This is a genomic window from Streptomyces luteolifulvus, assembly GCF_008806595.1.
GTDB lineage: Bacteria > Actinomycetota > Actinomycetes > Streptomycetales > Streptomycetaceae > Streptomyces > Streptomyces luteolifulvus.
In genome coordinates this window covers 52,086-67,356 of record NZ_VZRB01000030.1, presented here as the reverse complement: position 1 = coordinate 67,356, position 15,271 = coordinate 52,086, and the positions used below count along the sequence as shown (strand labels likewise).

The following is a 15,271-nucleotide window of genomic DNA, read 5'->3' as shown; positions in this document are numbered from 1 at the left end:
GTATGGGTAGACCATGCGCGCCCGCCGAACTCATCGGAACGGCCCGGGGCCAAGCGTGACAACACGCGGACAACTCCAGGACGGTTCCACGACGCTCGATGCGGACCCGCCACCGAACGCCCCGCCCGCTGCCGCGGCCCGGTCAGGCCGCGTCGCGCCACACCTTCACGTCCAAGGTCGCATACGACGTCCCGGACGAGCCCCGGTACGTCACGAGCCCCACGTGTCCCGTCCCGCTGACCACACACATCTGCTGTCCCACGGCGAGGTCCTTGACCCAGATGTAGCTCCTGTACCCGGTCGCCGCCTTGCACGCCTCCAGGCCGCCCTGCCGCCCCGCCGGGAGCGGGGCGAGGGAGCTGCCCGAGGTGGTGCCGGGGGCGAGGACCGCGCCCGAGGAGTAGACGGCGTAGGTCAGATCCTCGTCGGAAGTCCCCGTGTCCGCCTTGGACCGCACCGGGGTGTCCGCCAGATACAGATCGTGACTCGCGGTCATCCGGATCCCGGAGTACGTCACCGGGACGGGGGCCTTCGGGGCGGCGGGCTTGCCGGACGCCGCGCTCGCGGAAGCCGAGGCGGCGTCGTCCTCGTCGGCGGTGTGCTCCGCCGGTCCCGAAGGGCTGGGCGGCGGCGCGGACTTGGCGGCCTCGGGCTTCTTCGACTTATTGGCCGACGGGGAGCCGGACGCGGAGGCGGGCGCCCCGGTGGCCGGAGCGGACTGCGAGGCGGCCGCTTCCCGCACCCGGCCGTCGCTCTTGCCGGCGGGTTCCGGGACGACCAGCAGCGCGGCGGTCGCCCCGCAGGCCACCAGCACGACGGCGGCGGCCGACAGCATCCACACGCGGGCCCCGCGGCGCCTGATCGTGGCGACCGAGGAGGTCTCCGCGGCGCCCGGCTGCCGCTGCGGCCAGTCGGACGGAGCGTATGCGCCCCGCGCGGCCCCCGGGCCCATGACATACGGCCCGGCCGGCGGAGCGGGGGACGACGAGCCGGGGGAGTAGGCCACGGGGGGCCCGAAGACGCCGGGCCCCTGCGCGCCCGCAGCCGCACCCGGAGCGGTGCCCGCATCCGCACCCTGAGCCGTGCCGGGAACCGCACGCGGAGCCGCATCCGGAGCCGTGCCGGGAACGGCACCCTGAGACGCGCCCGGAGCCGTGCCCGGAACGGCATCCTGAGCCGCACCCGGGGCTGCGCCGGGAACCGCACCCTGAGCCGCACCGGGAACCGCACCCGGGACCGCCCCCTGAGCCCCACCCACCCGGGCCGCCCGATCCGCCTCCTCGGTTCGTGCCGCGATCCCGGCCACCAGTTCCCCCGGCAGCCACGCCCCGGACGTCAACCGCGCATCGTCACCCCGCTGCGCCTGGATCGCCGAGACGGAGCGCATGATCTCCTCGACGGAGGGCCGTTCCGCGGCGGGCTTGCGCAGACACCATGCCACCAACTCCCGTAGCTCCACCGGCAGGCGGCCGAGGTCGGGCTCCTCGTGCACCACCCGGTAGAGCACGGCGTGCGGGTCCCCCTCACCGAAGGCGGCACCGCCCGTCGCCGCGAAGACGGCGGTCTGCCCCAGCGCGAACACATCGGCCGAGGCGGCGGCCTCGCCGCCGAGCACCTGCTCCGGCGCCATGTAGGCGACGGTGCCGAGGGACACCCCGCTCTGCGTCAGCGACGTGGCGTCCGCGGCCCGCGCGACACCGAAGTCGATGACGCGCGGCCCGTCGGCGGCGAGCAGCACGTTCGACGGCTTGAGGTCCCGGTGCACGATGCCCTCGCGGTGCACCGCCTGCAGTGCCTCCGCGACACCGGCGATCAGCCGCAGCACCGTGTCGACGGGCAGCGGCCCGTGCTCACGCACCGCGTCGTCGAGGGACGGTCCCGGCACATAGGCGGTCGCACACCACGGCACGGCCCCCTCGGTGTCGCTGTCCACGACCGGCGCCGTGTAGAGCCCGTGCACCCGGCTCGCCGCCGCCACCTCGGCCCGGAACCGCCTGCGGAACTCGGCGTTCTCGGCCAGCTCCGGCCGGATCACCTTGACCGCGACGGCCCGCCCGCCCGGCGTGTGCGAGAGATAGACCCGCCCCATACCGCCGGACCCGAGCCGCGCCGCCAGCCGGTACCCGCCCACGACCTGCGGATCGCCCTCCTCCAACGGCCGGAAACTCCCCGCACCGGGCCCCCCGTTGCTCAACACGCCCCACTCCACCCCGAGATCGGTTCCCTGGCCCTATTGCATCACGGGCCACACCTGACCCGCCCGGCTCCATGGCACGCATGCCGGGCTTCGGAGTTCTTGCCGGTGCTCGTCAGTAGCGCATCCCCTGGTCGGGTTGCCCGATCACCTTTCCGTGGCCGCCGAGGGCGTGAGATCCGGCGCGTGCTGAGACGGGACCGCGGGGCTCTCCACGGTAATGCGGGGCAGCCGCCGGTCGAGTGGGCGGGGCAGCCACCAGTTTCTTACTTCTCGGGTCTTGCTCTGATCGCTTGCAGATGAGATCTCATCCGGACGTGATCAGTCGATGTCCGGATCATCGGCCTCTTCGAGGAGACGGGCCGCGAGGTCGTCGGCCCACTCCACGGCCCAGGAGCGGAGAGCGGTGATGGTGGCGTCATCGAGTCCATAGGCGGCGAAGGCTGCGTCGTCGGTCCACTCGGCGCCCGTGAGGTTCGACTGCAGATCCTCGCGCTCGAAGCGGCCGCGGGCGTGGCGGCGGCCGAACTCCTCGAGCTCGCTATTGGTCCAGCGGCGGGAGGCTGCGAATACATCGATCAGGTCGCGGGGCGCTCCGCGGTCGGCGAGGGCACGGACCTTGGTCCCGATCGCGTCCTCTTCGGCGAGGACGGGCCCGTACGGGCTCTGGGCGACCGGCCGCCAGAAGATCTCCTTGAGGATGTCGACTTCGCATTCCTGCCCGGTGGCCGGGTCAGTCACGGTGAAGCGGGCGGACAGCGGGGCGGTCTCCAGCGCGTGCACCTTCCAGCCGCGGGCTTCCAGGCCGACGCGGAGCGTGGCGGCGATGTCGGCCATGGGCGCCGGGCTCTGGTGGCGACGTCGAGGTCCTGGCTGGGGCGGTTCACGAGGCGGTGCGCCCGCACGGCGTATCCACCGGTGAGAACGAGTGGATACGGGGAGCCGAGCGCGATCACATCCGCCAGGAGCCGCGTGTGCAGCTCCGGCATGTCTGTCACGCGGCTGCCCGGGTGCGGGAGGCGAGCTGGGGGAAGGCGTCTTCCCATACGGCGCGCACGGTGCGGCCGACGAGGGTGCGCAGCACCGGCCACAGCTGGAGGAGAAGGTCCTGGTTGAGGTAGCGGGGCAGGTCGTCGTGCAGGCCCTCGTGCAGGACGGTGCGGTACAGGCCCATGCGCTGGCGTGGCTTGCCCAGGTCGTACGACGTCATCCCGGACCAGGCCATGTGCAGCGGCAGATCCACGACACCGTGGGCCGGCCCGTGCAACTCGGCCAACGACTCCGGCAGACGGCGGCGGAACTTCTCCCGATACAGCGCGAGGTCCTCGGCGTCCGCGCCCGAGACGTCCCTCGGGGTGGGTGCGGGGTGCTGTGGGCTGGAGGGCATGCGTCCATTATGGCGGCCGGAGACGTCGCGAGGGTCATGATGTGCGAACTGGCGTCCGGAGCGAGCGAGGGCGGATCCGCGGGTCGTTTTGACGCTCTGGGCGTCTGCACACGAAGGACGATGATCTGACGAAGCGGCTCTGGCCAGGGTTTTTCTGGTATCCGTTCAGGAGACACCCTTTCCGATGTTCGGATCACGTGATGTGTCCCGTCACTCAAAGCCTCCGAGCCCAGCCAGAAGTCCCAGGAAAGTCCCAGAGGTGCTCACGCGTTCCCTCCTGACTTGCATTTCTGCAGGTCAGGATGGGTTTCATGATACTTTCTCTTAGAACCCTCAGATGTCCCGGAAAATCTCGATCTGCGCCCCAATGGAATTGAGACGCTCGGCGAGGTCCTCGTACCCCCGGTTGATGACGTAGACGTTGCGCAGCACGGACGTGCCCTCCGCCGCCATCATCGCCAGCAGGACGACCACCGCGGGCCGCAGGGCCGGCGGGCACATCATCTCGGCGGCGCGCCAGCGGGTCGGGCCCTCGACCAGGACGCGGTGCGGGTCCAGGAGTTGGAGGCGGCCGCCGAGGCGGTTGAGGTCGGTCAGGTAGATCGCGCGGTTGTCGTAGACCCAGTCGTGGATCAGGGTCTTGCCCTGGGCGACCGCCGCGATGGCCGCGAAGAACGGGACGTTGTCGATGTTCAGGCCCGGGAACGGCATCGGGTGGATCTTGTCGATCGGCGCCTCCAGCTTGGAGGGCCGGACGGTGAGGTCCACCAGGCGCGTACGGCCGTTGTCGGCGAAGTACTCGGGCGTACGGTCGTGGTCGAGCCCCATCTCCTCCAGGACCGCGAGCTCGATCTCGAGGAACTCGATGGGGACGCGACGCACGGTCAGTTCGGACTCCGTCACCACGGCCGCGGCCAGCAGGCTCATCGCCTCGACCGGGTCCTCGGAGGGGGAGTAGTCGACGTCGACGTCGATGTCCGGCACGCCGTGCACGGTGAGCGTGGTGGTGCCGATGCCCTCGACCTTGACGCCGAGCGCCTCCAGGAAGAAACAGAGGTCCTGGACCATGTAGTTGGAGGACGCGTTGCGGATGACGGTGACACCGTCGTGCCGGGCGGCGGCCAGCAGCGCGTTCTCGGTGACCGTGTCCCCGCGTTCGGTCAGCACGATCGGGCGGTCGGGGGAGACGGAGCGGTCCACCTGAGCGTGGTACAGGCCCTCGGTCGCGGCGATCTCCAGCCCGAAGCGGCGCAGCGCGATCATGTGCGGCTCGATGGTGCGGGTACCGAGGTCGCAGCCGCCGGCGTACGGCAGCTTGAAGCTGTCCAGGCGGTGCAGCAGCGGGCCGAGGAACATGATGATCGAGCGCGTGCGACGGGCCGCTTCGGCGTCGATCGACGTCATCTCCAGTTCGGCCGACGGCACGATCTCCAGGTCGACGCCGTCGTTGATCCACCGGGCACGTACGCCGATGGAGCCGAGCACCTCCAGCAGGCGGTACACCTCCTCGATGCGGGCGACCCTGCGCAGCACCGTGCGGCCCCTGTTGAGGAGGGAGGCGCACAGCAGCGCCACGCACGCGTTCTTGCTCGTCTTCACGTCGATGGCGCCGGACAGCCGGCGGCCACCGACCACCCGCAGATGCATCGGGCCCGCATAGCCCAGGGAGACGATTTCACTGTCCAGCGCTTCACCGATTCGGGCGATCATCTCAAGGCTGATGTTCTGATTGCCGCGCTCGATCCGGTTGACCGCGCTCTGGCTGGTGCCGAGCGCCTCGGCAAGCTGTGACTGTGTCCAGCCGCGGTGCTGCCGGGCGTCACGGATGAGCTTGCCGATGCGTACGAGGTAGTCGTCTGCCATGGGGTTGAGGCTATCTCAGATATGAGATGGCGCCTTCTGGGAGGTCCATTCGGGTGATGGGGCGTCAATGACGCCTGGCGGTACGGGTACGACGCCACCCAAGAAGTCCGGGTAAATCGAAGGATGTCGTATTTCGTCCCGTGCTACTGCTGCGGGTGTGTCGCGGCCCGCTCCTGCATGAGGGCCATGGCGCCCCCTTTCGGCAAGTCCGGAAATGCTCTCTTCCCTCTCGCCTACCCCGACTTGGCCAACCGATGGCCGAAGTCCGGGTGTTGGGCAAACGTGCTGGTCGTGTCCGCTCTCGGTATGTCGCCGCGTGACCGATCCGCGGATGGCCCCCGGATGGCCCCCGGATGGCCCCCGGATGACCCCCGAATGCCGTCCCGCCATCACCCGAGCGGGTGTGACGAAGCCCGGGCATGACCAGTCCGCCCCCATGTACTAGAGTTATCTCGACATCGAGATATCTGCCGAGGTGCACCGCAGCCGCCACCCCGGTAAGGGTTACCTAACTTAGCCTTACCTTAGCGGATCGGCCAAGTTGTCGTGGCGGCAGGATCGTGGTGGTACGCGCACATCAATGAAGGAGACTGTCGTGTCGGCGAACAGCTTCGACGCCCGCAGCACGCTGCAGGTGGGCGACGAGTCGTACGAGATCTTCCGCCTGGACAAGGTGGAGGGCTCGGCCCGACTCCCCTACAGCCTTAAGGTCCTGCTGGAGAACCTGCTCCGCACCGAGGACGGCGCGAACATCACCGCCGACCACATCCGTGCCCTCGGCAGCTGGGACTCCCAGGCACAGCCGAGCCAGGAGATCCAGTTCACGCCCGCCCGCGTGATCATGCAGGACTTCACCGGTGTTCCCTGTGTCGTCGACCTCGCCACCATGCGCGAGGCCGTCAAGGAGCTCGGCGGCGACCCGGCGAAGATCAACCCGCTGGCCCCGGCCGAGCTGGTCATCGACCACTCCGTCATCGCCGACAAGTTCGGCACCAACGACGCGTTCGCGCAGAACGTCGAGCTGGAGTACGGCCGCAACAAGGAGCGCTACCAGTTCCTGCGCTGGGGCCAGACCGCGTTCGACGAGTTCAAGGTCGTCCCGCCCGGCACCGGCATCGTCCACCAGGTGAACATCGAGCACCTGGCGCGTACGGTCATGGTCCGAGGCGGCCAGGCCTACCCCGACACCCTCGTCGGCACCGACTCGCACACCACCATGGTCAACGGCCTCGGCGTCCTCGGCTGGGGCGTCGGCGGCATCGAGGCCGAGGCCGCGATGCTCGGCCAGCCGGTCTCGATGCTCATCCCGCGCGTCGTCGGCTTCAAGCTCACCGGCCAGCTGCAGCCCGGCACCACCGCCACCGACCTGGTGCTGACCATCACCGAGATGCTCCGCAAGCACGGCGTCGTCGGCAAGTTCGTCGAGTTCTACGGCGAAGGTGTCGCCGCGACCTCCCTCGCGAACCGCGCCACCATCGGCAACATGTCGCCGGAGTTCGGCTCGACCGCCGCGATCTTCCCGATCGACGACGAGACCCTGAACTACCTGCGCCTCACCGGCCGCTCCCAGCAGCAGGTCGCGCTCGTCGAGGCGTATGCCAAGGAGCAGGGCCTCTGGCTGGACCCGAAGGCCGAGCCGGACTTCTCCGAGAAGCTCGAGCTGGACCTGTCGACCGTCGTCCCGTCGATCGCCGGCCCGAAGCGTCCGCAGGACCGCATCGTCCTCGCCAACGCCGCCGAGCAGTTCAAGCTGGACGTCCGCAACTATGTGGACACCGTGGACGAGGCGGGTGTCGAGTCCTTCCCGGCCTCCGACGCCCCGGCCGTCCACCCCAACGGCGCCCCGTCCAACCCGGTCACCGTCACCGCCCCCGACGGCTCGACCTACGAGATCGACCACGGTGCGGTGACGGTCGCGGCCATCACCTCCTGCACCAACACCTCGAACCCGTACGTCATGGTCGCCGCCGCGCTCGTCGCGAAGAAGGCCGTGGAGAAGGGCCTGACCCGCAAGCCGTGGGTCAAGACCACCCTCGCCCCGGGCTCCAAGGTCGTCACGGACTACTTCGACAAGGCGGGCCTGACCCCGTACCTCGACAAGGTCGGCTTCAACCTCGTCGGCTACGGCTGCACCACCTGCATCGGCAACTCCGGCCCGCTGCCGGAGGAGGTGTCCAAGGCCGTCAACGACCACGACCTCGCGGTCACCTCGGTCCTCTCCGGCAACCGGAACTTCGAGGGCCGTATCAACCCCGACGTCAAGATGAACTACCTGGCCTCCCCGCCGCTGGTCGTCGCGTACGCCATCGCGGGCTCCATGAAGGTGGACATCACCAAGGACGCCCTGGGCATCGACCAGGACGGCAACCCGGTCCACCTGAAGGACATCTGGCCCTCCGAGGCCGAGGTCAACGACGTCGTGGCGAACGCCATCGGCGAGGACATGTTCTCCAAGTCCTACTCCGACGTCTTCGCGGGCGACCTGCAGTGGCAGTCCCTCCCGGTTCCGACCGGCAACACCTTCGAGTGGGACGCGGAGTCGACGTACGTCCGCAAGCCCCCGTACTTCGAGGGCATGGGCATGGACCCGGAGCCGGTCTCGGACATCTCCGGCGCCCGCGTCCTGGCGAAGCTGGGCGACTCGGTCACCACCGACCACATCTCCCCGGCCGGCGCGATCAAGGCCGACACCCCGGCGGGCAAGTACCTCACCGAGCACGGTGTGGAGCGTCGTGACTTCAACTCCTACGGCTCCCGCCGAGGCAACCACGAGGTCATGATCCGCGGTACGTTCGCCAACATCCGCCTGCGCAACCAGATCGCGCCGGGCACCGAGGGCGGCTACACGCGTGACTTCACGCAGGAGAGTGCCCCGGTCGCCTTCATCTACGACGCCTCGCGCCACTACATCGAGCAGGGCATCCCGCTGGTCGTCCTGGCCGGCAAGGAGTACGGCTCCGGTTCGTCCCGTGACTGGGCGGCCAAGGGCACGGCCCTCCTCGGCGTCAAGGCCGTCATCGCCGAGTCGTACGAGCGCATCCATCGCTCCAACCTCATCGGCATGGGCGTCCTGCCGCTCCAGTTCCCGGAGGGTGCCTCGGCGGCCTCCTTCGGCCTGACCGGCGAGGAGACCTTCTCCTTCACCGGCGTCGAGGAGCTGAACAACGGCACCACGCCGCGTACGGTCAAGGTCACCACCGACACGGGCGTCGAGTTCGACGCGGTCGTCCGTATCGACACCCCCGGTGAGGCCGACTACTACCGCAACGGCGGCATCATGCAGTTCGTGCTGCGCAGCCTGATCCGCAAGTAGACGATCCGGTACGACGGTCAGGGCCGCGCTCCTCACAGGGGCGCGGCCCTCCGCCGTCCCGCACGGCTGAGGCTCGGTCCGCACCCGGCTGACGCCTGCGGGCCGGTTCGTCCGGCCGGCTCCGCTGCGTTCAGTCCGTGATCTCGGGCAGCGCCTGTTCCGCCCAGATGACCTTGCCCTGGGGGCTGTAACGGGTGCCCCAGCGTTCGGTCATCTGCGCGACCAGGAACAGGCCGCGGCCTCCCTCGTCGGTGGTGGCGGCGTAGCGCAGATGCGGCGAGGTGCTGCTGCCGTCCGCCACCTCGCAGATCAGCGTGCGGTCGCGGATCAGCCGCACCTGGATCGGCCCGGAGCCGTAGCGGATGGCGTTGGTGATCAGCTCGCTCAGAACGAGTTCCATCCCGAAGGCGAGCTCGGACAGACCCCATTCGTCGAGCTTGTCGGAGACGGCCGCGCGCATCCCCGCCACGGCGGCCGGATCGCCCGGCACGTCCCAGTCGGCGACCTGGCTCGCCGGCAGCGCCCGGGTGCGGGCGACGAGCAGGGCGACGTCGTCCTTGGGCCGCCCGGGCACCAGCTCGTCCAGCACCGCCTGACAGCTCTGCTCCGGCGCCCGGTCGGGCCGGCCCGCGAGCGACCGGCGCAGCAGCTCCATCCCCACGTCCAGATCACGGGTGCGGTCCTCGATGAGGCCGTCGGTGTACAGCACGAGCTGGGTGCCCTCGGCCAGCTCCAGCTCGGCCGTCCGGAACGGCATGCCCCCGAGGCCGAGCGGCGGCCCGGCCGGCAGGTCCGGGAAGGTGACGCTTCCGTCGGGGTGGACCAGTGCGGGCGCCAGATGCCCGGCCCGCGCCATGGCGCAGCGGCGCGTGACGGGGTCGTAGATCGCGTACAGACAGGTGGCGCCGACGACCTCCGCCGCCTCCGGACAGGCCTCCGCCTGGTCGATACGGCCCACCAGGTCGTCCAGATGGCTCAGCAGCTCGTCGGGCGGCAGATCGAGCGTGGAGAAGTTGTGCACCGCGGTCCGCAGCCGCCCCATCGTCGCGGCGGCATGGAGGCCGTGGCCGACGACGTCGCCGACGGCCAGCGCCACCCGGTTCCCCGACAGGGGGATCACGTCGAACCAGTCCCCGCTCACTCCCGAGTGGGCGGGGATGTAGCGGTACCCGACGTCGAGGGCGCTCTGCTCGGGCAGCGCCCGCGGCAGCAGACTGCGCTGGAGGGTGACCGCCATGGCGTGCTCGCGGGTGTACCGGCGGGCGTTGTCGATGCTGACCGCGGCACGGGCCACCAGCTCCTCCGCCAGTGACAGCTCCTCCTCGTCGAAGGGATCGTGCCGCTTGGACCGCCAGAAGTTGGCCATGCCCAGCACGACGCCGCCGGCCTGGATCGGGGCGCTGATCAGTGAGTGGATGCCGTAGTCGACGATCTCCCGGGTGCGCTCCGGGTCCTGTGCCTGCCAGCCCGTCGCGCTCGCCAGGTCGGTGACCAGCTCGGCGCGGCCGGTGCCGTAGCCGCGTGCCTGCGGTGTGGAGGGCAGGAAGTCGATCAGCCGGCCCTTCTCGTAGAGCGGGTGGTCCTCCCGGAAGCCGTAGACGGCGATCCGCCGCATGTCCGTCGCCGTGGCCGCCGGCTCCTCGCCGTGCACCACGCCGTCGGCCAGGTCCACGGTGACGAAGTCGGCGAAGCGCGGCACGGCGACCTTCGCCAGCTCGTCGGCCGTACGCACCACGTCGAGGGTGGTGCCGATGTTCAGTCCCGCGTCGTACAGCAGCTTGAGCCGCTCACGCGCGACCTCCGCCCTGCCGGACACCGCCTGGAGCTCGGTGGAGTCGCGGAGGGTCACCACGGTGCCTCTGGGTCCTCCGTCGCGGTCCGTGGGCCGCTGGTTGACCGCCAGCAGCCGTTCCCCGGCGAGATGCACCTCGTCGGTGGCCTCCCGCCCGGAGGCGAGCAGGGCCACCATGTCCTGGTCGAGGCCGCACAGCTCCCACACATGCCGCCCCTCGGCGTCCGGGGACAGCTCCAGCAGCCGTCTGGCCTCGTCGTTGGCCAGCAGCAGCCGTCCGTCGTCCGCGACGATGAGCACTCCTTCCCGCACCGAGTGCAGCACCGTGTCGTGGTGCGCGTACATACGGGTCATCTCGTCCGGTGCGAGGCTGTGGGTCTGCCGTCGCAGCCGCCTGCTCACCAGTGCCGTGCCGCCGGTCGACACGACGAACGCACCGGCCCCGGCGGCCAGGATGATCGGCAGCTGACGGTTCACCTCGCTGGTCACGTTCTTGACCTTCAGCCCGGCGGAGACGAGGGCGGTGACCGTGCCGTCGGCGGCACGGATGGGAACGGTCGCCTGCACCTCGTGGCCCAGCGGGCCGTGGACGCTCTCGGTGTAGACCCTGCCTGCCAGGGACGGCTCGATCGTGCCCACGAACCGCTTGCCGATCCGGTCCGGCATGGGATGGGTGTAGCGGATGCCCTTGGTGTCCATGACCACGATGAAGTCGACGCCCGCGGCCCTGCGCCCCGCCTCGGTGAGCGGCTGGAGCACCTTCGACGGCTCGGTGGTCTTCAGCGCCTGAAGGACACCGGGGGAGTGCGCGAAGGTCTGGGCGACGGCTATGGAGCGGCGCTTGGCCTCGGCATTGGTGTCCCGCTCCGACTGCAGGACCAGGGCGATGACCGCGCAGACCACGAGCACGACGACCAGCGCCACCTGCAGGACGAAGACCTGTCCGGCGACGCTCCGGGGGCTCTTACGGACCAGGGAGCGCAATGAGAAGCGCCTATATCGGCCGGATTGGTCCGACATGCGGGTATTTCTAGCAGCGGCGAATCCTGGCTGGCTATGGATGGTCCACCAGTTGGACACCGTAGGTGCGCTCCTGTGGTCGCGCCTGTACGGGCCGTACGGAGCGTCCACCAGGGCGCCCCGGCTTCACGGCAGGGGCGGGAGTGCTCCTGTCGCGGCTGCGAGTCCGCTGTGGCTGGGCGCGCAGCTCCTCGCGCCCTTTGGGTGGCTTGTGGCGACGCGCGCGGTGCGACAACGTTGTCGGATGGTCCGGACATGACTCTACCGCCCGAACCGACAACGATGTCAAGCGAGGTGCAGCTCTCTTGTACGCGCCCTTCCGTGCCACCGGTGGCGCACGCTACTGTCCCTGCGGCTTGTGCGACCCGTGGTGCGCGACCCGTCCGAAGGAGAAGAGCCGCGCCATGCGCTTACGTCCCCTGTCCCTGCTGCTGGCCGCAGTTCTGGCGGCCGGCGGTGCCACCCCCGCCCTCGCGGCGCCCGACGCACCGCCCGAACTCGTCGACGATCCCATCGCATACGTCGATCCGCTCATCGGCACCAAGAACGGCGGCAATGTCTTCCCGGGCGCCGTCGTCCCGTTCGGCATGCTCTCCTGGAGCCCCGAGAACACCCGGGGCGACGCCACCCGGACGGCCGCCCCGGGCGGCTACCACTACGACGCCACCCGCATCCGCGGCTTCAGCCTGACCCATATGTCCGGCACGGGCTGCGCGGGCGGCAGCGGCGACATCCCGTTCTTCCCGTACGCCGGCCAGGTCACCTCCTCCCCGGCGAGCGACACCAAGGACGCCGTGTACGCGTCGGGCTTCGGCCACGCCGACGAGACCGCGGAGCCCGGCCACTACAAGGTGGGCCTTTCCTCAGGCGTCACCGCCGACCTGACGGCCACGGCACGCACGGGTTCCGCCCGCTTCACGTACCCGGGCGACAAGCCGGCCTCCCTGCTCATCCGCACCGCCAACTCCGAGGTGGGTTCCACCGACTCCTCGGTCGAGATCGACCCGGTCACCCGCACCGTCTCCGGTTCCGTCACCTCGGGCAACTTCTGCGGCTATCTCGACCCCGAAGGGCGGCGCGCCTACTACACCCTCCACTTCACCGCCCGCTTCGACCGCCCCTTCAAGGCGACCGGCACCTGGCAGGACGACAGGCTGAACCCCGGCTCCACCTCCGCCGGCGGCGGCACGGGCGGCTTCTCGAACGGCGGGCGGCCCGTCGCGGGCAAGGGCGCGGGCGGCTACGTAGAGTTCGCGCCCGGGACCGACGCGGTGGGCGTGAAGGTCGGCATCTCCTACGTCAGCCGCGCGGGCGCCGCGGCGAATCTCGCGGTGGAGAACCCGTCGTACCGCTCCTTCGAGGCCGTCCGGGACGCCGCCCGCCGGGCCTGGCGCGACCGACTCGACGCGATCCGGGTCGGCGGCGGCACCGAGGCCGAGCGCACCACCTTCTACACGGCCCTGTACCACTCCCTGCTGCACCCGAACGTCATCAGCGACGCCGACCGCAGATACCGGGGCGGCGACGGAAAGGTGCACACCGTCACCCGCGGCCACCAGGCCCAGTACGGCACCTTCTCCGGCTGGGACGTCTACCGCGACCAGGTGCAGCTGCTGACCCTCCTCGGCCCCCGCACCGGCTCCGACATCGCCCAGTCGCTGTACGAACTCGCGCGCCAGAACGGCGGGATCTGGGACCGCTGGCTGCACGGCGCGAGCGGCACCCATGTGATGAACGGCGACCCCTCACCCGCCGCCCTGGCGGGCATCCGGGCCTTCGGCGGCACCGGCTTCGACCTGCGCGGCGCCCTGGACTCCCTGGTCCGGGCGGCGACGGTGCCCACGGAGCAGGATCTGTCGTCGGCCGGAAAACCCGTGATGTCCGTGGGCCAGCGGCCCTCCCTCGACAAGTACCTGAAGCTGCACCACATGCCGTCCGTCTCCAACGCCTGGGGCGGCGCGGCCGAGACGCTGGAGATGTCCGGCGCCGACTTCGCGCTGTCCCAACTCGCCCGCGCCGCGGGGGAGAAGGAGACCGCCGACACCTTCGCCCGGCGCTCGCAGTGGTGGCAGAACAACTTCAACATCGCCGCCGATCCGGGCGGCGGTTACATCGCCAACCGCAAGGCCGACGGCAGCTGGGTAACGGGCTTCACCCCGGCCACCGGCAACGGATTCGTCGAGGGTACGGCGGCCCAGTACACCTGGATGGTCCAGCACAACCCGGCCGGACTGTTCGCGGCGATGGGCGGCACGGACAAGGCCTCGGCCCGCCTCGACGCCTTCTTCCACGACGCAGACGGCGGCTGGGCCTTCACAGGCAGCGGCGGCGAGAAGTCCGAGCTGGACAACGAGCCGTCGATCAACGTGCCCTATCTGTATGCCTACGCGGGCACGCCGTACAAGACGCAGGAGACGGTCCGCGCCGCGATGCGCGAGCTCTGGTCGACCGGACCCGGTGGAATCCCCGGCAACGACGATCTCGGCGCGATGTCGTCCTGGTACGTGTTCTCCGCGCTCGGCATGTACCCCCAGGTGCCCTCCCGCGCCGAACTCGTCCTCGCCTCACCGCTGTTCCCGCGCGTCGAGATCGACCGCCCGTACGGCAACGACATCTCGGTGCGCGCGGAGGGTGCCGGCGCCGACGCGCCGTACATCAGGTCCTTGAGGGTGAACGGCCGTACCAGTGACCGTCCTTGGCTGCCCGCGTCCTTCGTGCGGGAGGGCGGACGGCTCGACTACACGCTCTCCGGTACGCCCGACAGGGCCTGGGGGAGCTCCCCGTCCGACGCCCCGCCCTCCTTCCGCGCGGGCGAACAGCCGTACCAGATCGGGGTCGGCCCGACCACGGCGACCGTCGCGCCCGGCGGCAGCACCGAGGTGGGCATCCGCGCCCTGTCGCTGAGCGGCGGCACCGGCCCCGAGGTGCGCTTCCGTGTCGAGACCCCGGACGGCATCACGGCCACTCCGGCCGAGGGCTCCGTGACCGACGGCTCACAGGAGATCACTCTGACCGCGGCCGACGACATCCACCAGGGCTTCGACACCGTCAAGGTCATGGTGACCTCGGGGGACACCGCGTACGAACAGCCGGTCTCGCTGACCGTGGCCGCCCCCGGCACTCTCCTCGCGGCCTACAACAACACCGGCATCTCCGACGACACCGGCGACCACGACGAGGCCGACTACGACGGCGGCGGCTGGAGCTACTCCCGCCGGGCGCTCGGTGCGGCAGGGCTCACGCCCGGCGCGCAGGGCACGGTGAACGGCCTGGCCTTCACCTGGCCCGACTCCCCGAGCGGCCGCCCGGACAACGCCTCGGCGGCCGGTCAGGTCGTCGAACTCACCGACCCCGCAGGCACGTTGTCCTTCATCGGCAGCGGCGTCAACGGCAACCAGCAGTCCAAGGCCACCGTCACCTACACGGACGGCACCACCGACACGATCGACCTCTCCTTCACCGACTGGACCGTCGGCGGAGGCGGCGGCACCGTCCAGTACGGCAACGAGGTCGTCGCCAAGAGCGCGTACCGCAATGTCGCGGGCGCGGACAAGGACCCGGTGGCGACGTACGTCTTCGCGACCAAGCCCTACGAGGCGCCGGGCGGCAGGACCATCAAGAGCGTGAAGCTGCCGCAGGACACGGACCTACACGTCTTCACCCTCGCCACCGGCTGAGCCTGCACACCCGAGGGGGCGGACC

At 70.3% G+C, this 15,271-nt stretch carries 6 protein-coding genes and 2 pseudogenes; 2 read left to right on the top strand and 6 right to left on the bottom strand.

All coding sequences use genetic code 11. From position 1 onward, the window contains the following. Nucleotides 1-142 precede the first annotated feature (142 nt). From F7R91_RS32015 to F7R91_RS43130, 5 genes and pseudogenes are all read right to left on the bottom strand, one after another. On the bottom strand, nt 143-2,197 hold the full coding sequence (locus tag F7R91_RS32015) for a serine/threonine-protein kinase (RefSeq protein WP_225320892.1): 2,055 nt from the start codon (nt 2,195-2,197) through the stop codon (nt 143-145). Nucleotides 2,198-2,515: 318 nt separating this feature from the next. Continuing rightward, nucleotides 2,516-3,183: pseudogene (locus F7R91_RS32010) on the bottom strand (nucleotidyl transferase AbiEii/AbiGii toxin family protein). Nucleotides 3,184-3,188: 5 nt separating this feature from the next. Next, nucleotides 3,189-3,581 (bottom strand): hypothetical protein, encoded by a 393-nt coding sequence (locus tag F7R91_RS32005; protein WP_150954920.1) that lies wholly within the window; start codon nt 3,579-3,581, stop codon nt 3,189-3,191. Nucleotides 3,582-3,914: 333 nt separating this feature from the next. Beyond that, nucleotides 3,915-5,444 carry a helix-turn-helix domain-containing protein gene (locus F7R91_RS32000; RefSeq protein WP_150954917.1) on the bottom strand — a complete coding sequence of 510 codons (1,530 nt, stop codon included), beginning with the start codon at nt 5,442-5,444 and terminating at the stop codon, nt 3,915-3,917. A 64-nt stretch (nt 5,445-5,508) separates the two neighbouring features. Next, a pseudogene (locus F7R91_RS43130) lies at nt 5,509-5,619 on the bottom strand (DUF4236 domain-containing protein); the annotation flags it as partial. Nucleotides 5,620-6,039: 420 nt separating this feature from the next. Here F7R91_RS43130 and acnA point away from each other — a divergent pair. Continuing rightward, nucleotides 6,040-8,757 carry an aconitate hydratase AcnA gene (gene acnA / locus F7R91_RS31990; RefSeq protein ID WP_150954914.1) on the top strand — a complete coding sequence of 906 codons (2,718 nt, stop codon included), beginning with the start codon at nt 6,040-6,042 and terminating at the stop codon, nt 8,755-8,757. A gap of 130 nt (nt 8,758-8,887) precedes the next feature. On the opposite strand, the gene F7R91_RS31985 is transcribed toward acnA, so the two are convergent. Further along, nucleotides 8,888-11,569 (bottom strand): SpoIIE family protein phosphatase, encoded by a 2,682-nt coding sequence (locus F7R91_RS31985; RefSeq protein WP_150954912.1) that lies wholly within the window; start codon nt 11,567-11,569, stop codon nt 8,888-8,890. Nucleotides 11,570-11,973: 404 nt separating this feature from the next. Between F7R91_RS31985 and F7R91_RS31980 the strand changes: the two genes are divergently transcribed. Beyond that, nucleotides 11,974-15,246, top strand: a complete 3,273-nt coding sequence (locus tag F7R91_RS31980; protein WP_150954909.1) for a GH92 family glycosyl hydrolase — start codon at nt 11,974-11,976, stop codon at nt 15,244-15,246. The last annotated feature ends 25 nt before the right edge of the window (nt 15,247-15,271 follow it).

Excerpts from the sequence above, each read along its gene's own strand:
- F7R91_RS31980 (WP_150954909.1), top strand. The coding sequence starts at position 11,974 with ATGCGCTTACGTCCCCTGTCCCTGCTGCTGGCCGCAGTTCTGGCGGCC.
- F7R91_RS31985 (WP_150954912.1), bottom strand. The coding sequence starts at position 11,569 with ATGTCGGACCAATCCGGCCGATATAGGCGCTTCTCATTGCGCTCCCTG.
- F7R91_RS32000 (WP_150954917.1), bottom strand. The coding sequence starts at position 5,444 with ATGGCAGACGACTACCTCGTACGCATCGGCAAGCTCATCCGTGACGCC.
- F7R91_RS32005 (WP_150954920.1), bottom strand. The coding sequence starts at position 3,581 with ATGCCCTCCAGCCCACAGCACCCCGCACCCACCCCGAGGGACGTCTCG.